Origin of the sequence: Salinicola aestuarinus (genome assembly GCF_003206645.1) — a bacterium.
Classification (GTDB): Bacteria; Pseudomonadota; Gammaproteobacteria; order Pseudomonadales; family Halomonadaceae; genus Salinicola; species Salinicola aestuarinus.
On record NZ_PZJP01000002.1, the window covers coordinates 53831 to 80646 of the forward strand.

Consider the following 26816-nt stretch of genomic DNA (forward strand, 5'->3'; position numbering starts at 1 on the left):
CCCGTCCGGCGCGATCGCATCTCGGGATGCGACGCATCGGGGGCATTCATTTCGTGGGGATTGGTGGCGTTGGCATGTGCGGCATCGCCGAGGTGCTCGCCAACGAGGGCTACACGGTCAGCGGGAGTGACCTGCGGGAGTCGCCGGTCACGCAACACCTGCGCGAGTGCGGGATTCGAGTGGCGATTGGTCACGCCGAGGTCAACGCGGCTGGCGCCGACGTGGTGGTGGTTTCCACTGCGGTCGATACCACCAATCCCGAAATTCAGTGGGCGCGAACCCACCGCGTGCCGGTGGTGCGCCGTGCGGAGATGCTGGCCGAGTTGATGCGGTTTCGTCACGGCATCGCGGTGGCCGGGACTCATGGCAAGACCACGACCACCAGTTTACTGTCGACACTGCTGGCCGAAGCGGGCCTGGATCCGACCTTCGTCATCGGGGGCAAGCTGACGAGCGCCGGGACCAATGCACGTCTCGGCGCGGGTGACTATCTCGTTGCCGAAGCGGACGAGTCGGACGCCTCGTTTCTTCATCTACAGCCGATGACGTCGATCGTCACCAACATCGACGCCGATCATATGGCGACCTACGACGGTGATTTCACTCGCCTGAAAACGACGTTCATCGAGTTTTTGCACAACCTGCCTTTCTACGGGCGCGCCGTGCTCTGCCTTGATGACGACAACGTGCGTGAATTGCTGCCGAGAGTGCAACGTCACTTCGTCACCTACGGGTTCAGCGAGGATGCGGACTATCGCGTTCGTGACTTTACCCAGCAGGGCGGCGTGGTTCGATTCGTGGCCGAACGTCCCGACACCGCGGCACCGCTCTCGATAGAGCTTGCGATGCCGGGCGAGCACAACGCGCTCAACGCGCTGGCCGCGATTGCCGTGGCGACAGATGCCGGCGTCAGCGACGCCGATATCGTCAAAGGGCTGGCATCCTTCGGGGGCGTGGGCCGGCGCTTTCAGGTCCATGGCGATTATCCGCTGCCGGGCGGCGGGGAAGTGATGCTGGTCGACGACTATGGTCACCACCCCCGGGAAGTGGAGATGGTGATTCGCGCCATTCGCGGCGGTTGGCCGGAGCGGCGTCTGGTGATGGTTTACCAGCCGCATCGGTACAGCCGGACGCGGGATCTCTACGAGGATTTCGTGCGCGTGCTGTCGGGCGTGGATACGCTGCTGCTGCTGGATGTCTACGGCGCGGGGGAGACGCCGATCGTGGGTGCCGAGGGCAAGACGCTGGCTGGCTCGATTCGACAGCGGGGGCAGGTCGATCCCATCTTCGTCGAGGAGAAAGCCGCTCTGCCGTCGTTACTGCAACGCGTATTGCGTCCGGGCGACATCGTGATTACCCAGGGGGCGGGCGATGTCGGCGGTATCGCCCAGCGACTGGCGGCGAGCCACTTGCATCTGGACGAGGTCGAGCTGTGAGCGTTGCAGGCGGTCCGGGTCAGGTGCTGATTTCATGAATTCCGGTGCGCGCGCCACGCTGATGGGCGTTCTGCTGATCGTCGTGCTCGTGGGTGCGGGGGGCAAGGCGCTGTGGCTGTGGCTGGATAGGCCCATCGCCCGCGTGTCTGTCAGCGGCGATCTCGACCATGTCACGGCGAGCTATCTGCAGCAGCAGCTCGCGCCCTTGGTGCGTGGGCGTACCTGGCTATCGCTGGATCTGGCCTCGCTGCGCGAACAGGCCCGCGACATCGAGTGGCTGCGGGAAGTGACGGTGTCACGCAAGTGGCCCAACGCGCTTCAATTCGAGCTCTTCGAGCAGGACCCGGTCGCGCGCTGGAACGACGATGAACTGCTCAATAGCCGTGGGCAGCCGTTCCAGCCGGGGCCGATCGATGAGTACGGATCGCGCCTGCCCGATCTGGGCGGGCCGCGTGACAGCGGTCGTGAAGTCCTCTCTTACTACGACTCCCTGCGACAGACACTTTCCGGTCTCGGTTTAAACATCACGCAGCTCAGATTGGAGCCTCGCGGCGCCTGGCGTTTTCAGGTCAATGACGGCGTCTGGGTCATTCTGGGAAGGAACCATCTCGACGCGCGACTGTCTCGTTTCATTGCAGCATGGCAACGTCAGCTGGGCGAGCAGGCGTCACGAATGCGCTACATCGATTTGCGTTATCCAAACGGCGTCGCCGTTGCATGGCACGGCGAGACATTGACCGAGGACCAGCTCAACTAGCGCTGGTGCCTGCCAGAATCGCCGCGGGCGAGGGGGGAAGGGCGCCGTCGAGGGGCCTGGCGAGGGTCGGTTTCTCGGAATCGTTACCGGAAAGCAGTGTCAATCTGGGCCGTCACCAGCACCCTGTATAGGTCAACTTTTTGCGTAGCCATTCGGCAACACATAGAAGTGGCTTTTCTCCTCAAGGAGTGCACATTTCACTTTTACCGAAAAAGAGCTTAACGTAGCCACTATTCCCAGCACGGGCTGGTGGAAAAGGTCGTCTTGTTCTTATAATAAGTGCGATTCTTTATTGGACCATTTTTATCGGATTTATCGGTAGAGTTTGAGGAGCGACCCCGACCTATGGCAGGACAATCCAACGCTTCCAACATGGTGGTCGGGCTGGATATCGGAACATCCAAGGTGGTCGCCATTGTTGGGCAACCCACCGATGATGGTGGTCTCGAAATCGCCGGAATAGGTTCCCACCCCTCTCGCGGGATGAAGAAGGGGGTGGTCATCAACATCGAGTCGACCGTGCAGTCGATTCAGCGCGCGGTGGAAGAAGCCGAGCTCATGGCCGGCTGCGATATTCATTCGGTTTACGTGGGCATCGCCGGCAGCCACATCAGTTCGATGAACTCCGACGGCGTGGTCGCGATCAAAGAGCGAGAAGTGGCTCAGACCGATATCGACCGGGTCATCGACTCTGCCCGGGCTCGCGCGATCTCTGAAGGCCAGCGTGTGTTGCACGTTATCCCTCAGGAGTTCGCCATCGACACGCAGGAAGGCATCCGCGAGCCCCTGGGGATGTCTGGGGTGAGGCTCGAGGCGAGAGTGCATCTGGTGACGGCCGCACTCAATGCGGTGCAGAACATCGAGAAGTGTGTGCGGCGCTGCGGGCTCGAAGTCGACGACATCATTCTCGAGCAGCTGGCTTCCAGCCATGCCGTGCTGACCGAAGATGAACGTGAGCTCGGCGTCTGCATGGTGGATATCGGCGGCGGCACGACGGATATCGCTGTCTTTACCGAAGGCGCGATCCGGCATACGGCAGTCATTCCGATCGCGGGCGACCAAGTGACCAACGACATCGCCATGGCGCTGCGAACGCCGACCCAGTACGCCGAGGAGATCAAGGTCAAGTACGCCTGCGCGCTGACCCAGCTCGCAAGCAGCGATGAAATGATCAAGGTCCCGAGCGTTGGCGAACGGCCTGCTCGCGACCTCTCGCGACAGGCGCTGGCGGAGGTGGTCGAGCCGCGTTACGAGGAGCTCTTCACGCTGGTTCGCGAAGAGCTTCGTCGTAGCGGCTACGAGGATCTGATCGCGGCGGGTATCGTCCTCACCGGCGGCACCTCACGCATGGAAGGGGTGGTGGAGCTGGCCGAGGAGATATTTCACATGCCGGTACGCATCGCCTGTCCGTACAACGTCAAAGGTTTGGCGGACGTGGTACGCAACCCAATTTATTCGACTGGCGTAGGTTTGTTATTCTACGGCATGCAAGACGCCAAGCACTCTCGCGCAGTATCAGCCCAGCCTCAACGGGAAGAGCATCTTCCCCGGCGCGGAACCAAGGACCCGGTGCCCGCGTTAGAGCGAATCAAAGGCTGGTTTAAAGGAAATTTCTGACAGGCCGCCAAGCGGTCTTGGAGACGGGGCAATGTTCGAACTAGTAGATAACGCACCCTCAAGCAGTGCGGTCATCAAAGTCATCGGTGTTGGCGGTGGCGGCGGCAACGCCGTCAACCATATGGTCGAGAGTAACATCGAAGGCGTCGAGTTCATCTGCGCCAACACCGATGCGCAAGCGCTCAAGCGCGTGGCGGCCAAAACCGTTCTCCAGCTCGGCGGTGAAATCACCAAGGGCCTGGGAGCCGGTGCCAATCCGGAGGTCGGGCGTCAGGCGGCGATGGAAGATCGCGAGCGCATCGCCGAGATGCTGCACGGCGCCGATATGGTCTTCATCACTGCCGGCATGGGCGGTGGTACCGGCACCGGCGGCGCGCCCGTCGTCGCGCAAGTCGCCAAGGAACTCGGTATTCTCACCGTCGCTGTCGTGACGCGCCCGTTCCCGTTCGAAGGCCCCAAGCGGATGCGCGCGGCCGAGGAGGGCATGAAAGCGCTCTCTGAATATGTCGACTCGCTGATCACGATTCCCAACGAAAAGCTGCTCTCGGTGCTGGGCAAGAATGCCAGCCTGCTGACGGCTTTCAGCGCGGCCAACGATGTGCTGCTCGGTGCCGTTCAGGGGATTGCTGAGCTCATCACCAGCCCCGGCATCATCAACGTCGACTTTGCCGACGTCCGCACCGTCATGTCGGAGATGGGCATGGCGATGATGGGTACCGGTTCAGCAACGGGCGAAAACCGCGCTCGCGAAGCGGCGGAGAAGGCCATTCGCAGCCCGCTGCTCGAAGACATCGATCTGCATGGTGCCCGGGGTATTCTCGTCAATATCACCGCTGGCCCGGATCTTTCCATCGGTGAGTTTAACGATGTGGGTGCCACGGTTCAGGAATTCGCTTCTCAGGACGCCACCATCGTCGTGGGGACCTCCATCGACATGGAGATGTCCGACGAGCTGCGCGTCACCGTGGTCGCTGCCGGCCTGGATGCCCAGAAAGAGAAGGCAATCCCGCGTGAAACTGCCGCCTCTCGCCCGGAGACGACAGACTATCGCAAGCTGCAGCAGCCAGCGGTGATGCGCCAGCAGGCAGCGCGGGCCGAACAGCAGGAGTCGGCCAAGAAGCCGCAGGCGGAGAAGCGCAAGAACGCCGATATGGATGACTATCTCGACATCCCGGCCTTTCTGCGTCGACAGGCGGATTGATACGATTTGTCACCCCAGTGACATCACTCTGTCACGTCGAACAGTTTGTTGAAGTAGGTGTTCGATGTTATAGTGAACACCGTTTCCAAACCATTTGACTGCCAGGTCGATGCTCATGATCAAACAACGAACGTTGCAGAACACCATCCGCGCCACCGGCGTCGGTCTCCACTCCGGAGAAAAAGTGTATCTGACGCTGCGTCCTGCAGCGCCCAACACGGGCATCGTCTTCGTGCGCACCGATCTGGATCCGGTCGTTCATATTCCGGCCCATGCAGAGCGTGTGACCGACACGAATCTCTGCACGGCGCTGTCCCAGGATGGCGTCAAGGTGGCGACCGTTGAGCACCTCATGTCGGCATTCGCCGGACTGGGCATCGATAACGCCTATGTCGAGCTGAGCGCACCCGAAGTGCCGATCATGGACGGCAGCGCGGGCCCCTTCGTTTTCTTGATTCAGTCCGCGGGCATCGCTGAACAGGCGGCTCCCAAGAAGTTCATCCGCATCAAGCAGCAGATCACCGTCAGCGATAACGGCAAGCAGGCGACCTTCTTGCCTCACAGCGGATTCAAGGTCAGCTTCGCTATCGACTTCGATCACCCGGTCTTCGAGCAACAGAAGCAGACGGCGACCGTCGATTTTTCCACGACGTCTTTCGTCAAGGAAGTGTCGCGTGCTCGCACCTTTGGCTTCATGCGTGACCTCGAGTTTCTGCGCTCTCAGAACCTGGCGCTGGGCGGCAGTCTCGACAACGCCATTGTGGTTGATGACTACCGCATCATGAACCAGGACGGACTTCGCTACGAAGACGAGTTCGTTAAGCACAAGATGCTGGATGCCATCGGTGACCTTTACCAGCTGGGCTACAGTCTCATCGGCGAATTCCAGGGTTATAAATCCGGGCATGGCTTGAACAATCAGCTCTGCCGCGAACTGCTGGCACACCCGGAAGCCTACGAAGTCGTGACATTCGAGGAGACGACCCAGTCAGCGCCTATCTCCTACGCGGCACCTGCAATGGCCTGATCTTGATTCGCGGCCTATTGCCGCGTTCCTGATCGAAGACGCCGACCCCCAGCGGGTCGGCGTTTTGCATTGGTTGTCGTGAGTCCGCCGGAATGGTGACCACGGGTCTGCAAGCGCCTAGGCGGGGTTACTGCTCGTCTGCAGGTGAGGAGGCGTGCGAGGCAAGGCGAGACAGCGCTTGTTTCAGCGGTGAGTCTTCGAGCCCCTCGGCGCAGTGAGTGAGCGCATCGGCACCGGCCGGGCTCAATCGGCGCGGTTGGCGCGGTGCAGCCTTGATGGGGCGTACGGGGCGAACCTTGAGGGAGAATTTCAGCACGGCTTCGAAGCCGGGAAGCTGGTGCAGCAGCTTGAGAAGCCGCGGCTGCTCGTAGCGAAGCCACGTCAGCCAGGCAGCGCGATCGGTAATCAGTGTGAGCACGCCATCGCGGTAGCCGCCCACGTGGACATGCTCGGCAATGTCGGTCGGCAGATGCTTGCGCAGGTGGGATTGGGCGCGATCAATCAGCGTTGCCATTCGCATGACGTCGCCCAATTCGCCGGGCTGACCCAGGAGACGGGAAACGGGCTGGGCGCGAAAACGCTTAGCCTTTATACTCATCGGCTTGCACGCGGTGGGGGAAGACCCACTCAACCTATCACGACGCGGGGTTCGTCGACAGTATGACATTGGCCCGATCGCAGACCGGTCCCTGCGCCAAGGCATGGCGCCCCCGGCAGCGAGCCCATTGGTGGCTGGCCAGTGTTCTGGTGGGCTGCCTACTGCCCGCGAGCCTGTCTCATGCGGATGCGCTTCGCCTTGCCGAGCGCCTGACGCAGATCTACCTGATGGCGCCAGAGGCCATCCGGGCCGAATCCCGGCGTGTGCTGCGCAAGCCCGCTACCGATCCCTGGCCGCAGCTTGCGCGCTCGGCGCCCGCTGCCAATTTCTATACGTCGCCGCTTGGCGTGCCGGCGATTGCCCTCACCGCGTTCCTGCGTCGCGGCCCGCCAGAGCCTGCCTGACTTCCGTACTTTTTCATTTGCGCTGTCTTGGCGTTGCCATTCGGTGCACCCCGGAATCATCCAGGTAGAGATAATGTTCAACGTATTGGTACGCAAACTGGTCGGCTCCAAGAACGACCGTGACGTCAAACGCATGCAGAAGCAGATCGCGTCGGTCAACGCGTTCGAGACGACAGTCGCCGAACTCGACGATACGGCCCTCGTCGCCAAGACTGCCGAATTTCGACAGCGGCTGGCGCAGGGCGAAAAGCATGAAGCCCTGCTCCCGGAAGCCTTCGCCGTCGTCCGTGAAGCCAGTAAGCGCGTGCTGGGCATGCGCCACTTTGATGTCCAGCTCATCGGCGGCATGGCGCTGCACGAGGGGCGCATTGCCGAGATGAAGACCGGTGAAGGCAAGACGCTGGTCGGCACCCTAGCGGTCTATTTCAATGCGCTGCTCGCCAAGGGCGTCCATGTGGTTACGGTCAACGACTATCTGGCCAGCCGCGACGCCAACTGGATGCGCCCGCTTTATGAATTTCTTGGCCTGAGTGTCGGCGTCATTGCCTCCGGCCAGCCAACGGATGCCAAGCGCCAGGCATACGCCTGCGACATCACCTATGGCACGAATAACGAATTCGGCTTCGACTACCTGCGCGACAACATGGCGTTCTCGCTGCAGGACAAGGTTCAGCGCCCGCTGTTCTTCGCGATCATCGACGAGGTCGACTCGATCCTGATCGACGAAGCGCGGACGCCACTGATCATTTCCGGTCCGGTCGAGGAGAACGTCGAGCTCTACCGCACGATGCAGACGCTCTCCAAGCAGCTCGACAAGTGCACTGACGAAGAAGACCCCGAGTCCGGGGACTATCTCGTCGACGAAAAGCAAAAGCAGGTCGAGCTGACCGAGGAGGGCCACCAGAAGCTCGAGCAGCTGCTACGAGATGCCGAACTGCTCAAGCAGGACGACTCGCTCTACGCGGTGCAGAACCTGGGGCTTTTGCAGCACATTCACTCCGCGCTGCGTGCGCGTAGCCTTTATCACCGCGACGTCGACTACATCGTCTCCGACGGCAGCGTCGTCATCGTCGATGAGCATACCGGGCGAACCATGGCGGGTCGCCGCTGGTCCGAAGGGCTGCACCAGGCGGTGGAAGCCAAAGAGGGTGTGCCGATCCAGCGTGAAAGCCAGACGCTGGCATCCACTACCTTCCAGAACTATTTCCGCCTCTACGACAAGCTCTCCGGTATGACCGGCACTGCCGATACCGAAGCGTTCGAGTTCAATCACATCTATGGCCTCGACGTGCTGGTGATTCCCACCAACCGTCCGTTGGCGCGACAGGATCTCAACGATCTTGTCTATCTGAGCGCCGAGGAGAAGTTCGAGGCGATCATCGAGGATGTGAAAACTCAGCGTGAGGCCGGGCGCCCGGTCCTGGTGGGTACGGCGTCGATCGAGACATCCGAGTATCTCGCCAAGCTGATGCGCGAGCAGAACATCCAGCACAGCGTGCTCAATGCCAAGCAGCATCAGAGCGAAGCCGAGATCATTGCTCAGGCGGGCCGCCCCGGTGCCATCACCATCGCTACCAATATGGCCGGGCGCGGCACCGACATCATGCTCGGCGGTAGCTGGGAGAGCGATGTCTCCAAGCTCGACGCCCCCACTGACGCCCAGATCGCCGAGATCAAGGCCGAGTGGCAGAAGCGCCACGATGCCGTGCTCGCCGCCGGCGGTCTGCATGTGGTCGGCTCCGAGCGCCACGAATCTCGGCGTATCGACAATCAGCTGCGTGGACGCGCCGGCCGTCAGGGCGACCCGGGCTCGACACGCTTTTTCCTGTCGCTCGAAGACAGCCTGATGCGCCTGTTCGGCTCCGACCGCGTTCAGCGTCTCATGGGAGCGCTGGGTCTCGAACGAGGCGAGGCGATCGAGCACAAGATGGTCTCCAACGCCGTCGAACGGGCGCAGAAGAAGGTCGAAGGGCGCAACTTCGACATTCGCAAGCAGCTGCTCGAGTATGACGACGTCGCCAACGATCAGCGTCGGGTCATCTATGACCAGCGTGACGATATCCTCTCCGCCGACGAGATCTCCGACAATATTCTCCAGATTCGCGACGAAGTGCTGGAGCAGACGCTGGCCGACTACGTGCCGCCGCAGAGTCTGCCGGAGCAGTGGGATCTGGCCGGGCTTCAGGATCAGCTCAGACAGGAGTTCAACCTCGATCTGCCACTGGTGCAGTGGGCCGAGGAGGACGAGAACTTCAACGAAGAGACCCTTCGCCAGCGCCTGCTGGATCGGCATCGCGGCCTCTACAGCAGCAAGGTCGAAGCGATCGGTGCGCCGATGATGCGCCGTTTCGAAAAGCAGGTGATGCTCCAGGTGCTGGACACGCGCTGGAAAGAGCACCTGCAGTCGATGGATCACCTGCGTCGTGGCATTCATCTGCGCGGTTATGCGCAGAAGAATCCGAAGCAGGAGTACAAGCGCGAAGCCTTCGAACTGTTCCAGTCGCTGCTCTACAACATCAAGCACGACGTGACCCGGGTGCTGAGTCACGTTCAGGTTCGCCGGCAGGAAGAGATCGACGACCTCGAACGTCAGCGCCGTGAGACCCTCGAGCGGGAAAAAGCCGCCAGCCAGCCGGTGCACGAGGACGCGATTGCCGCTGCGGAGCAGACTGCGCAGGCCGGTGAGTCTGTGAGCGAAGCGCCTGCCGGGGACGACGCCGGCCAGCCTGTTCGGCGAGAGACGCCCAAGGTCGGGCGTAACGATCTCTGCCCCTGCGGCTCGGGCAAGAAATACAAGCAGTGTCACGGCAAGCTGAACTGATCCCGGTTCTCGAGGAGTCAAGTAATGGCAGTAGGTGAAGCAAGTTTTCCCAGCATGCCGTCGATTGGCGGCGTGCGCCTCGGTACCGCCGCCGCGGGGATCAAGAAACCGGGGCGGCGGGATCTTGTCGTGATCGAGATTCCCGAGTCGGCAAGTGTTGCGGCAACGTTCACTCGCAACGCTTTCTGCGCCGCTCCGGTGCATGTGGCGAAGGCGCATCTGTCGCAGCAATCGGCGCGCTATCTGTTGATCAATACCGGTAACGCCAACGCGGGGACGGGGGCTGCCGGTCTGCGGGACGCCGAGCGCTGCTGTGCGGCACTTGGCGAACTCGCCGGCGTCGAGCCAGAGACGGTTCTGCCGTTCTCGACCGGCGTGATCGGGGAGCCGCTGCCGGTCGAACGAATCGTCGCCGGCCTCGAGCCGGCCCTCGCAGCGCTCGCCGAAGACCAGTGGGCTGCGGCCGCCGAGGGGATCCTGACGACGGACACGCGCACCAAGGGCGCAACGCGTCAGGTCGAGTTGAGCGGCGGAACGGTGACTCTCAACGGCATCAGCAAAGGGTCAGGGATGATCTGTCCCAACATGGCGACGATGCTTGGCTTCGTCGCCTGCGATGCCGCGGTCGATGCCGAGACGCTTACCGAGTGGCTGCAGGAAGCGGTGAAGGTGTCGTTCAATGCCATTACCGTGGATTCCGACACCTCCACCAACGACGCCTGCACGTTGATCGCAACCGGGCGCGGGCCCGCGGTTCAGACGGCCGAGGACGAGCAGCGCTTCCGGACGGCGTTGACGACGCTTTTGACCGAACTGGCCCAGGCGATCATCCGTGATGCCGAAGGCGCCACCAAGTTCGTAACCATCGATGTCGAGCAGGCGACGAGCGTCGAAGAGGCGCGAGAGGTCGCCTTTACCGTCGCGCACTCGCCGCTGGTGAAGACCGCGCTCTATGCCAGCGATGCCAACTGGGGGCGAATCCTCGCCGCCGTTGGCCGGGCGCCGGTCGAGGCGCTCGACGTCGACAAGATTGGTATCGATCTCGGCGACGTGCGTCTCGTCGAGAACGGCGGCCGCGCCGATAGCTACACGGAAGAGGCCGGCAGCCGCGTGATGGCGCAGGAAGAGATCGTCATCCGCATTCAGCTTGGCCGTGGCGACGCCGTCGCCACGGTCTGGACATCGGATCTGTCCCACGACTATGTCTCGATCAATGCGGACTACCGCAGCTGACGGCGCGACTACTCCACCGCGCCCTGAGTCGATCGACGACTAGCATCACCCACCAAGCGAGCCAAGGTGCGAGATTTAGCAAGATGATCAAGAGACGGGTCCATGTAGCGGCTGCGGCCATCATTCGCGACGACGGCCGCGTGCTGATCGCCCGCCGTCCGGCCACTGCCGATCAGGGCGGTCTGTGGGAGTTTCCCGGCGGGAAGCTCGCACCTTACGAAACCGGCTTCGAGGCACTCAAACGCGAGCTCGGCGAAGAGCTTGGCGTCCAGATTCACCGTGCCCAGCCGCTGATACGGGTGCACCACGAGTACGCTGACAAGCACATCCTGCTCGATGTCTGGCAGGTGCGCGAGTATGAAGGCGAGCCCTACGGTCGCGAAGGCCAGCCGGTCCGCTGGGTCGACGTCGATGATCTGCAGAACTATGCCTTCCCGGCCGCGAATCTGCCGATTCTGCGTGCCGTGGCGCTGCCGCAGGAGTATCTGATCACCGCCGAGACGCCGGACGACGAGATTTTCCTCCAACGTCTGGAGCGCGCGCTCAAGGAAGATCACATCAAGCTGGTGCAGCTGCGCGCCAAGTCGCTGGACGATGACGCCTATCAGGCAAGAGCGGAGAAGACGCTTGCGCTGTGCCGGCAATATTCGGCACGACTGCTGCTCAACGCCGACCCGGAGTGGCTCGAGCGAGTCGACGCCGATGGCGTTCATTTGACCAGTCATCGTCTGATGTCGTTGTCGCGCCGGCCGATTCCCAGTCACAAATGGCTTTCTGCCTCGACGCACAACGACGCTCAGCTCGGTCAGGCCGCAGAACTCGATTGCGACTTCGTGACGCTGTCGCCGCTGGCGCCGACGCCGTCACACCCGGATGCGGTGACGCTCGGCTGGCACGACTTCCAGCAGATGACCGAAACCGCAGCGATGCCGGTTTTCGCCCTCGGGGGGATGACCCGTCATCACGCCAATCAGGCGCGAGCGGTCGGTGCCCAGGGTATCGCCTCGATCCGTGATTTCTGGCGCGATGATCGCTGAGTGACGAGCGCCATCCCGGAATGAAAGACGCCGCTCCTCGAGAGCGGCGTCTTTCGTTGGGCATTCGCGATATCAGTGATCAGTCAGCCCTGGGCGACGACAACCGCGCCGAGCGATGGGGGGGGCTGCACGACGGTGCAGCCCGTCGGTCACTCACCACGTTCGAGTTTGTCGATCAGCTCGTCGAGTTGGCTTTCGTCCATGTGCGGCTCACCGGCGATCCGGTGCGAGCCATCCGCCCATGCGCCGAGGTCTAGCAGCTTGCAGCGTTTGGAGCAGAAGGGGCGGTAGGTGTTCTCCGATGTCCACTCGACGGCAGTTCGACACTGTGGGCAGGGCACCGTGAGCGGGCTTTTGCCGTTGGAGTCGCGGGAGTCTTTGCCGGAAGTCATGAAGCACCGTTTGAGGTCGAAAGGGATGTTGGCCGCCGATGAAGCGTGCGATAGCAGGCATCGAGCGTGACGACCTTCTCGCGCAGGTCAGCGAGCGAGGCGCTATTGTCGATGACGTCATCCGCCGCTGCAAGGCGCTCGTCGCGGGCGATCTGGGCGGCGATGATCGCTTCCACCTGCTGTTGGTCAACGCCGTCCCGCGCCAGCGTACGCTCGATTTGCACGTGGGTAGGCACGTCCACGACCAGTAGGCGATCGGTCATCTCCCGCTGTCCCGACTCCAGTAGCAGCGGAGAGACCAGCAGGCAGTAGGGGCCTTCTCGTCGCAACCGCGCCAGATGCTCCTGGAGCCGCCCGCGGATGCGGGGGTGGGTCTCGTTCTCGAGCCAGGCGCGCTCGGTCGGGTCGTCGAAGATGCGCTGCCGAAGCCCGCGGCGATCAAGGGTGCCGTCTTCGTTGAGGATCGCTTTGCCATAGCGCCCGATGATCGCGTCCAGCGCCGGCTCGCCTGGCATGACGACCTCTCGGGCGACGTGGTCGGCATCGACCCAGCCGATGCCGAGCTCGCCGAAGGCGTGAGCGACGGCACTCTTGCCTGAACCGATGCCGCCGGTGACGCCGATGATCGGTCCCGGCGCTGACTGAGACTCTTCATCCACAGTGGGTGTCGTCATTTGCCTTTCTCCCTTGGCACTGGCCGCGGGCTCATGCGCCGAGCAGCAGTGTCTGATAAGCGCCGATCAGCGGCTCGCCGATGAGCAGGACCACCCAGCCCGCCAGGGCGATAAACGGGCCGAACGGTAGCGGCTGGTCACGTTGATGACGTTGAGTAGCCACCATGACAACGCCGACGATGGCGCCGAGCCCGGCCGAAAGCAGCAGTAGCAGCGGCAGGCTCTGCCAGCCGAGCCAGGCGCCGAGCGCCGCCATCAGCTTGAAATCCCCGTAGCCCATCCCCTCCTTGCCGGTGGTCAGTTTGAACACCCAGTAGACACTCCAGAGAATCAGATAGCCCGCCACGGCGCCGAGTACGCCGCTCGCCAGCATCAGCGGTTGCAGCAGCAGCTGGTACAGCAGCCCGGCCCAGAGCAGCGGCAGGGTGAGCGCATCCGGCAGTAGCTGCGTGCGCCAGTCGATCACGGCGAGCGCCAGCAGCGTCAGACAGGCCCCCAGCAGCCAGAGGGTGGGCCACGCCAGGCCCTGTACCCCAACCAGGCTGACGGCGAGAAGACCGCCGAGCAGTTCCACCAGCGGATACTGCACGCTGATCGTGGCCTTGCAGCTGGCACAGCGGCCGCGGCGCTTGAGCCAGCCGACGATCGGTAGGTTGTCGTGCCAGGCGATGAAGTTGCCGCAGTTCGGGCAGTGCGAGCGTGGCGTGGCCAGGTCGTAGCGGCTCTCGGCATCGGTCTCCAGCGACAGTGCCAACTGAGCCTCGGCACGCCAGCGGCGCATCAGCATCACCGGCAGGCGCACGATCACGACGTTGAGGAAACTGCCGAAGACGGCGCCGAAGAGAAAGACGAGCGGCCAGAGCAGCAGAGAGGGCAAATCGAACAAGAGACACTCCGGGTCGAGCTTGGATTGAGACGAATGGCGACACGAGTGGCCACGAGCGTGCCTAGGGTAACGTATTCCGCCCCGTGCTTAGAGACCTGTCGAGGGTGGCGAGCACCGGAGGCGGTCGAGAACGGCTAGATGGCAGAGCCCATCTGAAAGATCGGAAGATACATCGACGCGACCAGTCCGCCCACCAGCACGCCGAGCACCACGATGATCAGTGGTTCGAGCAGGGAAGTCAGGGCATCGACCTGATTGTCGACCTCCTCCTCATAGAAGTCCGCCACCTTGTTGAGCATGGCATCGAGCTCGCCGGACTCCTCGCCGATACTGACCATCTGCACGGCCATGACCGGGAAGACCCTGGCGCGGCGCATCGCGAAGTTGAGCTGTTGGCCACCGCCTACGTCCTCGCGAACCTTGTCGATGGCGCGCTGATGCACTTGATTGCCGGCCGCGCCGGCGGCGGTTTCCAGTGCTTCTACCAGCGGGATGCCGGCGTTGAAGGTGGTCGCCAGCGTGCGCGAAAAGCGCGCGATGGAGCTCTTGTCGACGATGTTGCCGAGCACCGGCAGCTTGAGCATCACGCCATGCATTCGAAAGGCGAAGCTCGGCGAGCGCTTCATCATGGATCGCAAGCCGAAGAGGCCTGCAATGACGGCGAGGATAGCCTGCCACCAGTGCGCCTGGGCTAGCGCCGAAAGCTGGATGGTCATTCGTGTGAACATCGGCAGCTCCGCGCCGAAGCCCGCGAAGAGACTTTCGAACTGCGGCACGACTTTGATCAACAGCAGCGCCGTAACGCCAATGCCGACACCAATGACCGCCACCGGATAATAGAGTGCCTTCTTGACGCGCTCCTTGAGCGTTTCGATCTTCTCGCGGTAGCTCGCGACGCGTTCGAGCATCTGGTCCAGTGCGCCGGCCTGTTCGCCGGCGGCCGCCATGTTGACGAACATTCGATCGAAGCGAGCGGGATGCTTGGCCAGCGCCTCGGAGAGACTCGCGCCGGCGCTGATGTCGTTGGCAAGCGTTTCGACCAGGTTGCGCATCGCTGGATTCTTGAGCGTCTCTGCCACCACCTTGCAGCCCTGCAGCAGCGGTACGCCGGCACGGAGCATCGTCGCCAGCTGGCGGGAGAAGAGTGTGATATCCCGGGACTTGATGCGCCCCAGGCCGAAAACGCTGGTCTTGCGCGTGATGCGCCGGACGATCACCTTTTGGCGGGCGAGCTCCTGGCGGACCTCGTCGATTTCGCTGGCGATGAGTTCGCCGCTGATCGTCTCGCCGCGCAGGTTCTTGCCCCGCCACTGCCAGCGGTGCATGACGAGGCGCTTGGGTGGCTTGAATGACTTGGCCATCGAGGGCTCCTGAGGCGGTAAGCGTGGCAGCGTTCAAGGCGGTGGCGCGTTCAGTCGGTGGTGACGCGATTGATCTCTTCGAGACTGGTGACGCCCGCGAGTACCGTCTCGATGCCGCTTTGGCGCAGCCCTGGATAGCCCTCCTGACGTGCCAGTCGGGCTAGCTCGAGCGCGTTGCTGTCGCTCATGATCATCTGATTCATCGCGTCTTTAACCGGCACGACCTCGTAGATGCCGATACGCCCCTTGTAGCCGAGCGTGCAGTGGTCGCATCCCACGGCACGATACAGCGTGGCGCCTGCGAGCCGGGCGCGGTCGATGCCTTCGGCACCCAGGACCTCTTCGGTCACTTCCGCCGGGCGCTTACAGCGGGGGCAGAGCTTGCGTGCCAGGCGCTGGGCGATGATCAGCGAGACGGAGCTTGCGATGTTGAAGCTGGGCACCCCCATATTGCGGAGGCGGGTCAGGGTTTCCGCGGCGGAGTTGGTGTGCAGCGTCGAGAGCACCAGGTGCCCGGTCTGCGCGGCCTTGATCGCGATCTCCGCGGTCTCGAGGTCGCGAATCTCGCCCACCATCACCACGTCGGGGTCCTGCCGCAGAAATGCGCGCAGGGCACTGGCGAAATCGAGCCCGATACGCGGCTGAACGTTGACCTGGTTGACACCGGGCACCTTGAGCTCGACCGGGTCCTCCGCCGTGGAGATATTGCGCTCCTCCGTATTGAGCCGGTTGATGCCGGTATAGAGCGTCACCGTCTTGCCGCTGCCGGTCGGCCCCGTGACCAGAATCATCCCCTGGGGCTCGGCCAGCGCGGCTTCGAAGAGTTCGCGCTGCGATGGGGCGAAGCCGAGGGCGTCGATGCCCCAGTTCGCGGTCTGGGCATCGAGAAGGCGCAGTACGATCTTCTCGCCGAAGACGGTGGGTAGCGTATTGACGCGAAAATCGATCGCCCGAGTAGCGTCGAGTCGAATCTTCATGGCCCCGTCCTGCGGTAGCCGGCGCTCGGAAATATCGAGTCGCGCCATCACCTTCAGCCGCGCCGACAGACGCGAGCGCAGCGTCAGTGGCGGTCTAGCGATCTCATGAAGCATGCCGTCGATGCGAAAGCGCACGCGGTAGCTCGCCTCGTAAGGTTCGAAGTGGACATCGGAGGCACCCCGGTTGATGGCGTCACGCAGGATCTTGTTGACGAAGCGGACAATCGGCTGGTCGTCCTCGCCGCCATCGAATGCCTTGGCGTCGTTGTCGAGATCGTCTTCGCTGCTGTCGAGCGTGAGCGACTCGCTTGCCTGATCGAGCGCTTCCAGCATCCCGGAGGTCTCGTGGCTACGGTATCGCCTGGCGAGGGCCCGCTCGAGCTGATCGAAAGGCACCAGCACGCCCTCGATCGCGAGTCCGGTGGTGAACTGCAGTTCGTCGAGCTTGGCGAGTGTCGCCGGAAAGGCGATGGCGACCGTCAGCCGGCGGTCATCACGCGCGAGTGGGAGCACCTGAAAATGGCGCACCACCTTGTCGGCGACAGGCTCGACAATCGGCAGCTGCTCCCAGTCGACGTGGGTCAGATCGAGAAACGGCAGCCCGTACTCTCGTGCTGCCAGCTCGCCCGCGACGGTGGGGTCGACACGGCCGTTGCGCACCAGATACTCGAGCAGCGTCTGCGATGCCTCGCGGGCGGCATGGTTGGCCATCTCCAGTGCCGCGGCCTCGATCAATCCCCGATCGACGAAGCGCTGGGCAAGGTGCTGCTGCGCACGCAGGGGAATGGAGTCCGGCATAACGACGCCTCTCAGGGTCAGTGAACCGGGATGAACGATCGACGGCACCGAGGATCGTCAGGCCGGCAGGAGTGCACCGGCTATCGGCGGGGCAGGAAATTTCTTTAAGTTTCGCGACGGGTCGCCGATAAGCGTGACCGTGTGAGTTTGCGTAATGCAACGTATCTATTCGGTGTTCGGGCTCCGGGTCCGGTGCCGAGCGTGGCGTCACGCGGACCCACCCGATCGCCACGCGACGCCGGCCGTGACCGGCGGCGTCAACCATCGAATCAGCAAAACAAGACAGGGCAGGGAACGTCGATGCAGCAGAACTCCAGTCAGCAAGCACACCGGCAGGGCGGTTTTACCCTGATCGAACTGATGATCGTCGTGGCGATTATTGGCATTCTCGCGGCCATCGCGATTCCGCAGTATCAGGACTATGTGGCACGCTCCCAGGCGACTAGTGCACTGGCAAGCATTCGGGGCGTGCAAACTGGAGCGGAAGAGGCAATCTTGCGTGGTAAGACCCCAAAGTTGACAGGGGAAGTTACTGAAGGCGCCACCGACGAAGTGGACGTGGGGATTGGCTCTGACTCGCTCGATCTAGGAACGATTTCACTAGAACGTGAAGGGGACGTTAATGGCGCTTATCAATTAGTTATGACATTTGATGGTGAGGCTAATCCAAGGCTCAGCGTAAGCGACGCAAACACGTTAGGTCTCTACCGGGATGTCAATGGAAGATGGACCTGCCAAGGCACGATACCTACTGAGTTCCTCCCGCAAAACTGCGAAACAGGAAGTGGTGCGAGTTCCTAAACATGGTGCTAGGCCGGCCCCGCCGGCCTTTACTATCTTCCTGTCGATTGAAGTTTCTCGCTTCAATAAAGCCCTTTCTCCTCCCCCACGACTTCCCGCAACACTTCCAGAAACAGCTTGTCTGCCTCCGAGTGCTCTTCGGGATCTTCGGGAATATGAATACTGGTGGTCTCCGAGATCTCGTTGGCGATCTGCGCCCACGCCTCGGGGTCGCGGCCGCCGTCGGAGCGGCGCTTGGCGATGGTCAGCGAGCTTTCGAGGATCGCGGGGTCCTGCAGCAGTTTTTTGATGAAGGCACGAAGCTCGTGAATGACGCGAACCTTCTGCATTTCCGATGCCGAACTCATCGCTCTCTCCTGTTGTGATCTGAATTGTCGGGTCTCGCAGCGCCGCCGACGCCTTGCCGGCTGCGATAGCGGCAACAGGCATCGGCGTGGGGCTGAATGGCGCCACGATAGCACAGGCGCCAAGCGCGACGGAGTCGCCCCGATCGGTGTTGCGCTCGCCGGGAGGCGCTGGCGTCTTCAACTGTCGCCGCGGTCGGCTTTCGCCTATGATCGCCAGGCGTTTCAACGTGCGATGCGGACGAAGGAGCCCCCGTGGAAGGCGCCAAACCCATATTCAAAGTGCTGGCACTGCTGCTGGCGGTGCTGGCGGCGTTCATGCTGCCGCCGATCGTGCTGCTGGGGCTGGAGAACGATCCGGATCTATGGGCATTCCTGAAGTCGATTGGACTGGTCGTGGCCACCGTCGTCCTGCTGCTGGTATGGACCTGGCGCACCCCGGTGTCGCTCAAGACGCGACACATGTTCATTCTGACCACCTCGAGCTGGGTGGCGATCAGCGCGTTCGCGAGCCTGCCGCTGGTACTGGGCGCGCCGCAGCTCTCCTTCACCAACGCCGTCTTCGAGTCCATCTCCGCGATTACCACGACCGGCTCCACCATTCTGAGTGGCATCGAGAATCTTTCCGACGGGCTCAAGCTCTGGCGCGGGCTCATGCAGTGGATGGGCGGTATCGGCATCATCGTCATGGCGATCGCCATTCTGCCGTTTCTCAAGGTGGGCGGCATGCGGTTGTTTCAGACCGAATCCTCCGACTGGTCGGACAAGGTGCTGCCGCGAGCCGGGGGAATCGCCAAGGCTTCCGCTCTCATTTACCTCGTCTTCACGCTCGTCGCGGTACTCAGTTATCACCTGGCGGGGATGGGAACGTTGGATGCGGTAGTTCACGCCATGAGCTCCGTCTCCACCGGCGGGTTCGCCAACTACGATGCCTCTTTCGGTATCTATGGCGATCGCCCGGTGATCCTCTGGCTCGGCTCGCTGTTCATGCTGGCGGGAGCGCTACCGTTCGTGCTCTACATCCGCCTCATCCGGGATAGTCGCGGTGCACTCTGGCGCGATCAGCAGGTGCGCGGCCTGCTGCGGCTGTTGGTCGTGGTGATCGCGGCGCTGACGCTCTATCGCGTGGCGGCGTTCGGTGAGGCGCCGTTCGCCGCGCTGACGGCGGTTACCTTCAACGTGATTTCGGTAGTGTCGACGACGGGGTACGCCAGCACGGACTACAGCCTCTGGGGGCCGTTCGCGGTAACGGCGTTCTTCTTCATCACCTTTGTCGGCGGCTGCAGTGGCTCGACCAGCGGCGGCATGAAGATCTTCCGCTTTCAGGTCGGTGGGTTGATGCTGCTCAATCAGCTGCGTTATCTGGTGCATCCCAACGGGGTTTTCGCCCAGCGCTACAACGGCCGGCCACTGCACGAAGAGGTGGTCCGGGCGGTTATCGCCTTTTCATTCTTCTTCTTTCTTACCTTCGCGGTCTTTGCGCTGGCGCTGTCGGCGCTGGGGCTCGACATCGTGACGGCGGTGACCGGGGCGGCGACGGCGCTGGCCAATGTCGGCCCGGGGCTGGGCGATACCATCGGACCGGCAGGCAATTTTGCGCCGCTGCCGGATGCCGCGAAGTGGATACTCTGCCTTGGCATGCTGATGGGACGCCTCGAGATTCTGACGGTCCTGGTCCTGCTGATGCCCTTCTTCTGGCGACGGTGAGGTCCCGACGATAGCGCCTTACTGCCGATGAGCATTGGAGTCGTCGGCCACGTCGTTGCGCTTTGAGTCGCCAAATTGACGTTTCAGGCGCGGCAGCCACTGCTTCTTCCAGCGCCGCTGAAGCGTGCGCTGCCAGCGCGGCTTTTGGCGTAGGGCGTTCTCCTGGGCGGTCAGCGTCTCGCCGCTCAAGCGCGCCTTGAGCTTGATTCCGCTCGCCAGGTCGCTGCGTCGCAGCGGCTTGAGTAGAAAGCGCAGAGCCCGTCCCCCGGGCAGGTAGAGGGCGGACGCGAAATCGATCAGCACCACACGCCCGCGGCTCACGATCACGTTGGAGCCGCGCACATCGTTGTGGACCATCGAGGCGTGATGCAGGGAGGCGAGCACGGTCATCAACTGGATGAAGTAGGCCGGGTTGCCGGTATCGATCTCGCTCAAGAGTTCACCGGGGACATATTCGATCAGCAACGAGAGCTTGCCGAGCTGGGCGACGACGCGGGGCGCATGGGGCCAGTCATCAAGACGCTCAAGCAGGCGCCGCTCGCGACGAACCAGCAGGCGCGCCGGAAGCGCCAGCCAGCTATCGGCATAGCGGGTGTAGTCCTTGCAGATCACCGGCTCGCCGTGGTGGTGCGTCAGCAGAACGTCAGCTTTGAGCAGTCCCTTGCCACGTTGCAGGGTGCGAGACAGTTCGGGTTGGTCATCGGTCCCTTCGTTCTCGGGCGACGCCTGGGTCGCCACCATCTCGATGGCGTTCGGGTCAGTCGCTCCGCGAGTGGCTGCGGTGATATCAGTGGGAGAGTCGGGGCATGACATAATGAGATGTGAACTAATTAGATTGCTAAACTTAATCTCATTTTAAGAAATGACCGGAGCTGATGCCAGAGGAAATGTCGCCTATCGGCGACAAGGTCGATTCTGGCCAGGGAACGAGGGGAGAAAGGGGCTGGCTGGGCCCGGCCGATGAGTCATCGTCGGAAACGACGACGCCACCGGTTTACGGTGGCGTCGCGGTGTCAAAGGGTGCGGATTCGTCAGTCGCCTTCTGGTGTGATCCGTCCGGCGCGGTTGAGGATCGGGTTGGCGTACTGGCGTAGCCACCAGGGTCGCAGCGCCGGTGGCACCGTGGCCATTCGCGTGCGAAAGCGGTCGCGATCTTCTTGGGTCACCCCAGAGAGGTCCACGAGATCCGGGGCGAGTCCGGTTTCGGCCAGCGCGAGCTGATGGGTCGGGAACAGCGGATAGTGCTCGAGTACCTGGCGGTCGATCTCCGCCGCGACCGCGTCGGGGGTGTCGAAATCCGCCGAGAGCGGCTCGCCAAACGCCAGTTTGACCCGGCCCTTGTCACCGGTGATCCCGGTCACGATGGAGCGAATGTCCTCGAATTCCACCTTGTCGTAGTGCCCGGCGGTGCGCTTGGCTTCGAGTTCTCGGGCCTTGTTGATGTCGCAGGGATCGAACTCGTAGCTGATCGAGACCGGCACGATCTTGAGCTCACGAATCGCATTGCCGACCACGGCATCCTTCTCTTCCGCTCGGCGTGCCATGCAGAGCATCTTGACGATGGCCGTGTCAGTGCAGTCGATCCCGTCCTTGGCGCGGCCCTCGCGCTGAGCGAGCCATACCGAGTGGTTGTCGTCAGTGATCGAGTGGCGAATATAGCCGGAGAGCGACTGATAGGCTGCCAGCATCGCCCGTTTACCCTTCGCCGAGCGCGGCACGATGAAGCTCTTGTTGAGCCGCATCAGGTCGGTGACGAAAGGCTTCTGCAGCAGGTTGTCGCCGATAGCGATACGCACGGTGTCGTGGCCGCCGGCGTGAAGGGCGTAGTTGACGAACGCCGGATCGAGGGCGATGTCCCGGTGGTTACCGATGAACAAGTACGCCTCGTCGGCAGAGAGCTTGTCGAGGCCTTCGACGCTGAAGCCGCGGGTGGTCCGGCTGATCATATGCGCCATGTAGTTGGCGATGCGCTGCTGGAATTCGCGAATCGTGCTGACGCCGCGCATCTCCCGTTGCAGCCGGAAGCTGGCAATGGCCCGCGCCAGCGGTGGCGTCAGCTTGGCCAGCCGCGGCAGACGGTAGCGGGTAATGGCGTTGAGCAGTTCGCTGTCGTGCGCCAGGCGCCCTAGCACGTCGGCGACTTCGTCGTCGTGGTAAGGGCGAATATCGGCGAAGCGATCCAGGTCGATCGCTGCTTCGGCGCTGTTGGGTGCGTCGGTTGGCATCATGGAGTCGGTGTCGATGGGTCGGCTTCGCCGCCGAGCCAGTCGATGAGTTGTTCGATGAAGGTCGAAAGCGCCTGGGACATCAGCGCGAAATCGGTTTCCAGGCGCACGGCAGGATCATCGTCGTCCTCGCTCTGACTGGCCTCGTCGAGCACGCTGTCGTCGAACGCCAGCGACTTGAGCGCCAGATCGTCGTGCAGCACGGTGCGCAGCACGCCTTCGCTGCCGAGACTGAGCTGGCTCGCCTGGCGGCCGTTCTCCAGCAGCGACTGGATCTCTTCGCTATCCAGGTCCACCTGGCGGGCCCGCAGTACGCCATCATCCTCGGCGGCGCGCAGCTCGACCTGGTCGCCGAGAACGAGACTCTCCGGGCGACTGCCGGCATCACTCAGCCACTGCGTCATACCGCGAGCAGGCGGTGTCTTGGTTGCCAACGGCGTCACTTTCAGTGACCCGAGGGTTTGACGTAGCAGATCGAGCACCTCCTCGGCGCGCTTTCGGCTGGCGGCATTGATGCCGATCAGGCGACGCTGGGTATCCCACCACAGCTCGACCCGCTGTGTCCGCGTAAAGGCCTGCGGCAGCAGCTCCTCGAGTACCTGCTCCTTGAGCAGCTGACGCTCGCGACGCGACAGCGGCTGGCCTTCGGCGTGCTCGCGCGCTTCCCGGCGCTCGTTGACCTCTTCGTTGACCACCGCGGCGGGCAGCAGACGCTCCTGACGGAGCATCGCCATGAGCCGGTGGCCCTGAATTTCGTGTACGCGCTGTTCGCTGGTGCGGCCGGCCGGCGCGGTCCAGCCGACGCGTCGTGCCTCGCGATCCGAGACGGGGCGAAACGCCGATGCCGCCAGTGCATTCTCCAGATCCTCCAGCGAGAGGACTTCGAGATCATGGCAGCGATACAGATGACAATGCTTGAACCACATGCGCCCGTTCCCGTTTGAAAGGGGGCACATTATGGCGAAACGACCCCGTGCTTACCACCGAGGCAGACCATCGTCGTTTGGCGGCCTGTTTCAAACGCGCGTATGTTTTTTAGCTTCGAGCTTCGAGCTTCGAGCAACGCCAATGATCAGGGAGAGACTCATGGATTCACGCATCACCGTGACGCACGTCCGCGTGCGCGGCTTTCATCTGGACGGCTACGGCCACGTCAATCATGCCCGCTACCTGGAGTTTCTCGAGGAGGGGCGCTGGGCCTTTGTCGATGACCACCCCGAATTCGCCGAGGCACTGGCCGCCGGGGTGGCGCTGGTGGCGGTCAACCTCAACATCGATTACCGCCGGGCGGCGGTGATGCACGACGATCTCGACGTGCGAACCTGTCTCTCTCGCCTCGGCGGGCGCAGCGGTCGCGTGAGCCATGAGATCGTGCATCGCCGCAGCGGCGAGGTCGTGGTGGCGGCCTCTCTCACCTTCGTGCTGCTCGATCAGCGCAGTCATGAGGTCATCGCACTCGACGGCGACTGGCGCCAGCGACTGACGCCGTTGGTGACGACCCTGGATTCGACGCCGGAGGCACACTGACGCCTTGCGAGAAAACCCGGCGTACACGGGTACATGCCTGCCTTTGAAGCCCCTGAAATGGTATGATCCCGAGATTGTACGGCTGACTCGTTCAGCTGCCTTGTCGGGGCTTCATTAACGCTGCCGCGGACGGACCTCGTTCGCGGCGGTGGCGCAAAGGATTTGACGACCCATGGGTGATATCGCCAGAGAAATTTTGCCGGTCAACATCGAGGATGAGCTCAAGCAGTCCTATCTGGACTATGCGATGAGCGTCATCATCGGACGTGCACTGCCGGACGTCCGCGATGGTTTGAAGCCGGTGCATCGGCGCGTGCTTTACGCGATGCACGAGCTCAACAACGACTGGAACAAACCCTACAAGAAGTCGGCGCGTGTGGTCGGCGACGTGATCGGTAAGTATCACCCCCACGGCGATAGCGCGGTCTACGACACCATCGTGCGCATGGCGCAGAGTTTCTCGATGCGCCACGTGCTCGTCGACGGTCAGGGCAACTTCGGTTCCATCGACGGCGATAACGCCGCGGCGATGCGTTATACCGAAGTGCGCATGGCGCGCCTCTCCCACGAGCTGCTCGCCGATCTCGAGAAAGACACGGTCGACTGGGTCGACAACTACGACGGCACCGAACGCATTCCGGAAGTGCTGCCGACGAAAGTGCCGAACCTGTTGATCAACGGCGCTTCGGGTATTGCCGTCGGCATGGCGACCAACATTCCGCCGCACAACATGGTCGAAGTGATCGACGGCTGTCTGGCGCTGATCAACGATTACACGCTTACCATCGACGATCTGATGGAGTACATCCCGGGGCCTGACTTCCCGACCTCCGGCATTATCAACGGCCGCGCCGGAATCCTCGAGGCCTACCGCACCGGGCGCGGGCGTATCTACGTGCGCGCCAAGCACACGGTGGAGTTCGACAAGAAGAGCGGGCGTGATCACATCATCGTCACCGAGCTTCCGTATCAGGTGAACAAGGCGCGGCTGATCGAGAAGATCGCCGAGCTGGTCAAAGAGAAGCGCATCGAAGGCATCGCCGAGCTTCGCGACGAGTCCGACAAGGAAGGACTCCGGGTGGTGATCGAGGTCAAGCGCGGCGAGTCCGGCGATGTCGTCGTCAACAACCTGTTCGCGCACACCCAGCTCGAGACCGTTTTCGGTATCAACATGGTGGCGCTCGACGACGGCCAGCCGAAGACGCTCAATCTCAAGCAGCTGCTCGAGGCATTCATCCGCCACCGCCGTGAGGTGGTGACTCGCCGTACGCTGTTCGAACTCAAGAAGGCCCGTGAACGTGGCCACCTTCTCGAGGGTCTGACGGTTGCGATCTCCAACATCGACGAGGTGATCGAGCTGATCAAGGCCTCGCCGAATGCGGCAGAGGCCAAGGAGAAGCTCCTCGGCCGTGACTGGCAGCCGGGGCAGGTGACCGGCATGCTGGACCGCGCGGGCGCCAACTCGTGCAAGCCTGAGGATCTCGAGGAGGGCTTCGGTCTCTCCGACGATCGCAGCCTCTACCGGCTCTCTCCGGCGCAGGCCCAGGCCATCCTCGAACTGCGTCTGCACCGTCTGACCGGTCTCGAGACCGAAAAGCTGCTCGACGAATATCTGGGCATTCTTCAGCGCATCGCCGAGCTGAATCATATCCTCGCCTCGCCCGACCGCCTGCTCGAGGTGATTCGCGAGGAGCTGGAGTCGATTCGCGATCAGTACGGCAATGCGCGGCGTACCGAGATTCACACCAGTCGTCTCGATCTGCGCATGGAAGACCTGATCGCCGAAGAGGACATGGTGGTCACGCTCTCCCGCGGCGGCTACGCCAAGACGCAGCCGATCACCGATTACCAGGCGCAGAAGCGCGGCGGTCGCGGCAAGTCAGCGACCAGCATGAAGGACGAGGACGTGATCGAGCATCTGATCGTCGCCTCGACCCACGACACCATGCTGCTCTTCTCCAACCGCGGCAAAGTCTACTGGCTCAAGACCTACGAGATGCCCAACGCCAGCCGTGGCTCCCGCGGCAAGCCGTTGGTCAATCTGCTGCCGCTCGACGAAGGCGAGGCGATCAACGCCATCCTGCCGGTGCGGGATTACAACCCGGAGAGCTACATCTTCTTCGCCACCGCCCACGGCACCGTCAAGCGCACCTCGCTGGATCAGTTCTCGCGACCGCGTAGCGTCGGTCTGATCGCGCTGGATCTCGACGAGGGCGATCGGCTGGTGGGCGCGGCGATCACCTCCGGGGCTGATCACGTCATGCTGCTCTCCTCAAATGGCAAGGCGATCCGCTTCGAAGAAAGCAACGTGCGCGCCATGGGCCGCACCGCCCGCGGTGTCCGCGGCATGCGTCTCGCCGACGGTGCCGAGGTCATCAGCCTGATCATTCCGCAGAGCCAGACCATCGACGTCAACGCCGACGCTGAGGTCGAGGCCGATGAAGCCAGCGCAGAGAGTGGCAACGACGAGCAGATCTATATCCTCACCGGCTCCGAAAACGGCTACGGCAAGCGGACTCGGCTCGAAGAGTTCCCGATCCGCGGGCGCGGCGGCCAAGGCGTCATCGCGATGCAGACCACCGAGCGTAACGGCGCGCTGGTGGCGGCGATGCAGGTTCGCTCCAGCGACGAGATGATGCTGATCACCGACCGCGGGACGCTGGTGAGAACGCGCGTCTCCGAAGTCTCGATCAGCGCGCGTAATACTCAGGGCGTCACGCTGATCCGGACCAGTGAAGGCGAGTGCCTGGTCAAGACGGTGCGCGTCGACGAGCCGCAGGAAGTACCGGTTCCGGAAGACGAGGCCGTCGAAGGTGAGGCGGTGGATGGCGAGACGGCGGTCGATGCGTCGGCAGCGTCTGCAATCTCCGACGAGACCGATGACGAGGTTGACGACGCGGCACCGTCCAGCGGTGACGACACCCCGCGCGACAGCGACGACTGAAGAGCGTCGGCGCCGGCCGCCCGGCGCCGACTTGGTGTGGTTTTAGGAA

23 protein-coding genes are annotated in these 26816 nt (G+C 62.7%); 13 read left to right on the plus strand and 10 right to left on the minus strand.

Annotated elements, in window-relative coordinates:
• The first annotated feature begins 26 nt into the window (after nucleotides 1-26).
• The 5 genes from murC to lpxC all read left to right on the plus strand — a co-directional run bounded on the left by murC (nucleotide 27) and on the right by lpxC (nucleotide 6038).
• Complete coding sequence (gene murC / locus DOM41_RS02450) at nucleotides 27-1436, plus strand: UDP-N-acetylmuramate--L-alanine ligase (protein WP_110685347.1); 1410 nt, start codon at nucleotides 27-29, stop codon at nucleotides 1434-1436.
• Nucleotides 1437-1470: 34 nt separating this feature from the next.
• Nucleotides 1471-2193 carry a cell division protein FtsQ/DivIB gene (locus tag DOM41_RS02455; protein WP_110685268.1) on the plus strand — a complete coding sequence of 241 codons (723 nt, stop codon included), beginning with the start codon at nucleotides 1471-1473 and terminating at the stop codon, nucleotides 2191-2193.
• Nucleotides 2194-2538: 345 nt separating this feature from the next.
• A complete protein-coding gene (ftsA, locus tag DOM41_RS02460; RefSeq protein ID WP_110685269.1) occupies nucleotides 2539-3810 on the plus strand; it encodes a cell division protein FtsA in 1272 nt (423 codons plus the stop codon).
• Nucleotides 3811-3841: 31 nt separating this feature from the next.
• Nucleotides 3842-5011, plus strand: coding sequence for a cell division protein FtsZ (gene ftsZ, locus DOM41_RS02465; RefSeq protein ID WP_110685270.1), 1170 nt, complete (start codon nucleotides 3842-3844; stop codon nucleotides 5009-5011).
• Between the two features lie 115 nt (nucleotides 5012-5126).
• Nucleotides 5127-6038 carry a UDP-3-O-acyl-N-acetylglucosamine deacetylase gene (gene lpxC, locus DOM41_RS02470; RefSeq protein ID WP_110685348.1) on the plus strand — a complete coding sequence of 304 codons (912 nt, stop codon included), beginning with the start codon at nucleotides 5127-5129 and terminating at the stop codon, nucleotides 6036-6038.
• 127 nt (nucleotides 6039-6165) lie between these two features.
• On the opposite strand, the gene DOM41_RS02475 is transcribed toward lpxC, so the two are convergent.
• Nucleotides 6166-6552, minus strand: a complete 387-nt coding sequence (locus DOM41_RS02475; RefSeq protein ID WP_342588139.1) for a DUF721 domain-containing protein — start codon at nucleotides 6550-6552, stop codon at nucleotides 6166-6168.
• A gap of 146 nt (nucleotides 6553-6698) precedes the next feature.
• On the opposite strand from DOM41_RS02475, the gene DOM41_RS17725 reads away from it, so the two are divergent.
• The 4 genes from DOM41_RS17725 (at nucleotide 6699) to DOM41_RS02495 (ending at nucleotide 12131) form a co-directional block, all read left to right on the plus strand.
• Nucleotides 6699-7040 carry a hypothetical protein gene (locus DOM41_RS17725; RefSeq protein WP_245391705.1) on the plus strand — a complete coding sequence of 114 codons (342 nt, stop codon included), beginning with the start codon at nucleotides 6699-6701 and terminating at the stop codon, nucleotides 7038-7040.
• 73 nt (nucleotides 7041-7113) lie between these two features.
• Nucleotides 7114-9861 (plus strand): preprotein translocase subunit SecA, encoded by a 2748-nt coding sequence (secA, locus tag DOM41_RS02485; RefSeq protein ID WP_110685272.1) that lies wholly within the window; start codon nucleotides 7114-7116, stop codon nucleotides 9859-9861.
• A 24-nt stretch (nucleotides 9862-9885) separates the two neighbouring features.
• A complete protein-coding gene (gene argJ, locus DOM41_RS02490) occupies nucleotides 9886-11094 on the plus strand; it encodes a bifunctional glutamate N-acetyltransferase/amino-acid acetyltransferase ArgJ (protein WP_110685273.1) in 1209 nt (402 codons plus the stop codon).
• A gap of 83 nt (nucleotides 11095-11177) precedes the next feature.
• Nucleotides 11178-12131 (plus strand): Nudix family hydrolase, encoded by a 954-nt coding sequence (locus DOM41_RS02495; RefSeq protein ID WP_110685274.1) that lies wholly within the window; start codon nucleotides 11178-11180, stop codon nucleotides 12129-12131.
• Between the two features lie 149 nt (nucleotides 12132-12280).
• Here DOM41_RS02495 and yacG read toward each other — a convergent pair whose 3' ends face one another.
• The 5 genes from yacG to pilB all read right to left on the minus strand — a co-directional run bounded on the left by yacG (nucleotide 12281) and on the right by pilB (nucleotide 17219).
• Nucleotides 12281-12523 (minus strand): DNA gyrase inhibitor YacG, encoded by a 243-nt coding sequence (gene yacG, locus DOM41_RS02500; RefSeq protein WP_110685275.1) that lies wholly within the window; start codon nucleotides 12521-12523, stop codon nucleotides 12281-12283.
• Entirely contained in the window at nucleotides 12520-13197 is a 678-nt protein-coding gene (gene coaE, locus DOM41_RS02505) for a dephospho-CoA kinase (protein WP_110685276.1), read from the minus strand. The genes yacG and coaE overlap by 4 nt, the downstream gene beginning before the upstream one ends.
• 31 nt (nucleotides 13198-13228) lie before the next feature.
• Nucleotides 13229-14083 (minus strand): prepilin peptidase, encoded by an 855-nt coding sequence (locus tag DOM41_RS02510; protein ID WP_245391706.1) that lies wholly within the window; start codon nucleotides 14081-14083, stop codon nucleotides 13229-13231.
• A 134-nt stretch (nucleotides 14084-14217) separates the two neighbouring features.
• The gene (locus DOM41_RS02515; protein ID WP_110685277.1) at nucleotides 14218-15444 is read right to left on the minus strand and encodes a type II secretion system F family protein; all 1227 of its coding nucleotides are present in this window, start codon (nucleotides 15442-15444) and stop codon (nucleotides 14218-14220) included.
• A 50-nt stretch (nucleotides 15445-15494) separates the two neighbouring features.
• Nucleotides 15495-17219, minus strand: coding sequence for a type IV-A pilus assembly ATPase PilB (pilB, locus tag DOM41_RS02520; RefSeq protein ID WP_110685278.1), 1725 nt, complete (start codon nucleotides 17217-17219; stop codon nucleotides 15495-15497).
• Between the two features lie 300 nt (nucleotides 17220-17519).
• Between pilB and DOM41_RS02525 the strand changes: the two genes are divergently transcribed.
• The gene (locus tag DOM41_RS02525) at nucleotides 17520-18020 is read left to right on the plus strand and encodes a pilin (RefSeq protein WP_110685279.1); all 501 of its coding nucleotides are present in this window, start codon (nucleotides 17520-17522) and stop codon (nucleotides 18018-18020) included.
• A gap of 62 nt (nucleotides 18021-18082) precedes the next feature.
• On the opposite strand, the gene DOM41_RS02530 is transcribed toward DOM41_RS02525, so the two are convergent.
• Nucleotides 18083-18367 carry a hypothetical protein gene (locus DOM41_RS02530; protein ID WP_110685280.1) on the minus strand — a complete coding sequence of 95 codons (285 nt, stop codon included), beginning with the start codon at nucleotides 18365-18367 and terminating at the stop codon, nucleotides 18083-18085.
• Between the two features lie 252 nt (nucleotides 18368-18619).
• Between DOM41_RS02530 and DOM41_RS02535 the strand changes: the two genes are divergently transcribed.
• The gene (locus DOM41_RS02535) at nucleotides 18620-20071 is read left to right on the plus strand and encodes a TrkH family potassium uptake protein (protein ID WP_245391707.1); all 1452 of its coding nucleotides are present in this window, start codon (nucleotides 18620-18622) and stop codon (nucleotides 20069-20071) included.
• A gap of 18 nt (nucleotides 20072-20089) precedes the next feature.
• Here DOM41_RS02535 and DOM41_RS02540 read toward each other — a convergent pair whose 3' ends face one another.
• The 3 genes from DOM41_RS02540 to DOM41_RS02550 all read right to left on the minus strand — a co-directional run bounded on the left by DOM41_RS02540 (nucleotide 20090) and on the right by DOM41_RS02550 (nucleotide 23222).
• Nucleotides 20090-20812 (minus strand): RIO1 family regulatory kinase/ATPase domain-containing protein, encoded by a 723-nt coding sequence (locus DOM41_RS02540; protein WP_157956823.1) that lies wholly within the window; start codon nucleotides 20810-20812, stop codon nucleotides 20090-20092.
• Nucleotides 20813-21102: 290 nt separating this feature from the next.
• Nucleotides 21103-22299, minus strand: a complete 1197-nt coding sequence (locus DOM41_RS02545) for a 1-acyl-sn-glycerol-3-phosphate acyltransferase (protein ID WP_425353267.1) — start codon at nucleotides 22297-22299, stop codon at nucleotides 21103-21105.
• Nucleotides 22296-23222, minus strand: coding sequence for a recombination-associated protein RdgC (locus DOM41_RS02550; protein ID WP_110685282.1), 927 nt, complete (start codon nucleotides 23220-23222; stop codon nucleotides 22296-22298). The genes DOM41_RS02545 and DOM41_RS02550 overlap by 4 nt, the downstream gene beginning before the upstream one ends.
• A gap of 160 nt (nucleotides 23223-23382) precedes the next feature.
• On the opposite strand from DOM41_RS02550, the gene DOM41_RS02555 reads away from it, so the two are divergent.
• Nucleotides 23383-23823, plus strand: coding sequence for an acyl-CoA thioesterase (locus DOM41_RS02555; RefSeq protein ID WP_110685283.1), 441 nt, complete (start codon nucleotides 23383-23385; stop codon nucleotides 23821-23823).
• A 172-nt stretch (nucleotides 23824-23995) separates the two neighbouring features.
• Complete coding sequence (gene gyrA, locus DOM41_RS02560; RefSeq protein ID WP_110685284.1) at nucleotides 23996-26767, plus strand: DNA gyrase subunit A; 2772 nt, start codon at nucleotides 23996-23998, stop codon at nucleotides 26765-26767.
• Nucleotides 26768-26816 lie beyond the last annotated feature (49 nt).

Bases quoted from the DNA above. Each gene is read 5' to 3' on its own strand.
- DOM41_RS17725 (WP_245391705.1), top strand. From the start codon at position 6,699: ATGACATTGGCCCGATCGCAGACCGGTCCCTGCGCCAAGGCATGGCGC.
- DOM41_RS02495 (WP_110685274.1), top strand. From the start codon at position 11,178: ATGATCAAGAGACGGGTCCATGTAGCGGCTGCGGCCATCATTCGCGAC.
- DOM41_RS02530 (WP_110685280.1), bottom strand. From the start codon at position 18,367: ATGAGTTCGGCATCGGAAATGCAGAAGGTTCGCGTCATTCACGAGCTT.
- DOM41_RS02545 (WP_425353267.1), bottom strand. From the start codon at position 22,299: ATGATGCCAACCGACGCACCCAACAGCGCCGAAGCAGCGATCGACCTG.
- DOM41_RS02540 (WP_157956823.1), bottom strand. From the start codon at position 20,812: ATGGTGGCGACCCAGGCGTCGCCCGAGAACGAAGGGACCGATGACCAA.
- DOM41_RS02455 (WP_110685268.1), top strand. From the start codon at position 1,471: ATGAATTCCGGTGCGCGCGCCACGCTGATGGGCGTTCTGCTGATCGTC.
- ftsA (WP_110685269.1), top strand. From the start codon at position 2,539: ATGGCAGGACAATCCAACGCTTCCAACATGGTGGTCGGGCTGGATATC.
- secA (WP_110685272.1), top strand. From the start codon at position 7,114: ATGTTCAACGTATTGGTACGCAAACTGGTCGGCTCCAAGAACGACCGT.
- coaE (WP_110685276.1), bottom strand. From the start codon at position 13,197: ATGACGACACCCACTGTGGATGAAGAGTCTCAGTCAGCGCCGGGACCG.
- yacG (WP_110685275.1), bottom strand. From the start codon at position 12,523: ATGACTTCCGGCAAAGACTCCCGCGACTCCAACGGCAAAAGCCCGCTC.
- pilB (WP_110685278.1), bottom strand. From the start codon at position 17,219: ATGCCGGACTCCATTCCCCTGCGTGCGCAGCAGCACCTTGCCCAGCGC.
- gyrA (WP_110685284.1), top strand. From the start codon at position 23,996: ATGGGTGATATCGCCAGAGAAATTTTGCCGGTCAACATCGAGGATGAG.
- DOM41_RS02525 (WP_110685279.1), top strand. From the start codon at position 17,520: ATGCAGCAGAACTCCAGTCAGCAAGCACACCGGCAGGGCGGTTTTACC.
- ftsZ (WP_110685270.1), top strand. From the start codon at position 3,842: ATGTTCGAACTAGTAGATAACGCACCCTCAAGCAGTGCGGTCATCAAA.
- lpxC (WP_110685348.1), top strand. From the start codon at position 5,127: ATGATCAAACAACGAACGTTGCAGAACACCATCCGCGCCACCGGCGTC.
- DOM41_RS02550 (WP_110685282.1), bottom strand. From the start codon at position 23,222: ATGTGGTTCAAGCATTGTCATCTGTATCGCTGCCATGATCTCGAAGTC.
- DOM41_RS02555 (WP_110685283.1), top strand. From the start codon at position 23,383: ATGGATTCACGCATCACCGTGACGCACGTCCGCGTGCGCGGCTTTCAT.
- argJ (WP_110685273.1), top strand. From the start codon at position 9,886: ATGGCAGTAGGTGAAGCAAGTTTTCCCAGCATGCCGTCGATTGGCGGC.
- murC (WP_110685347.1), top strand. From the start codon at position 27: ATGCGACGCATCGGGGGCATTCATTTCGTGGGGATTGGTGGCGTTGGC.
- DOM41_RS02475 (WP_342588139.1), bottom strand. From the start codon at position 6,552: ATGGCAACGCTGATTGATCGCGCCCAATCCCACCTGCGCAAGCATCTG.
- DOM41_RS02515 (WP_110685277.1), bottom strand. From the start codon at position 15,444: ATGGCCAAGTCATTCAAGCCACCCAAGCGCCTCGTCATGCACCGCTGG.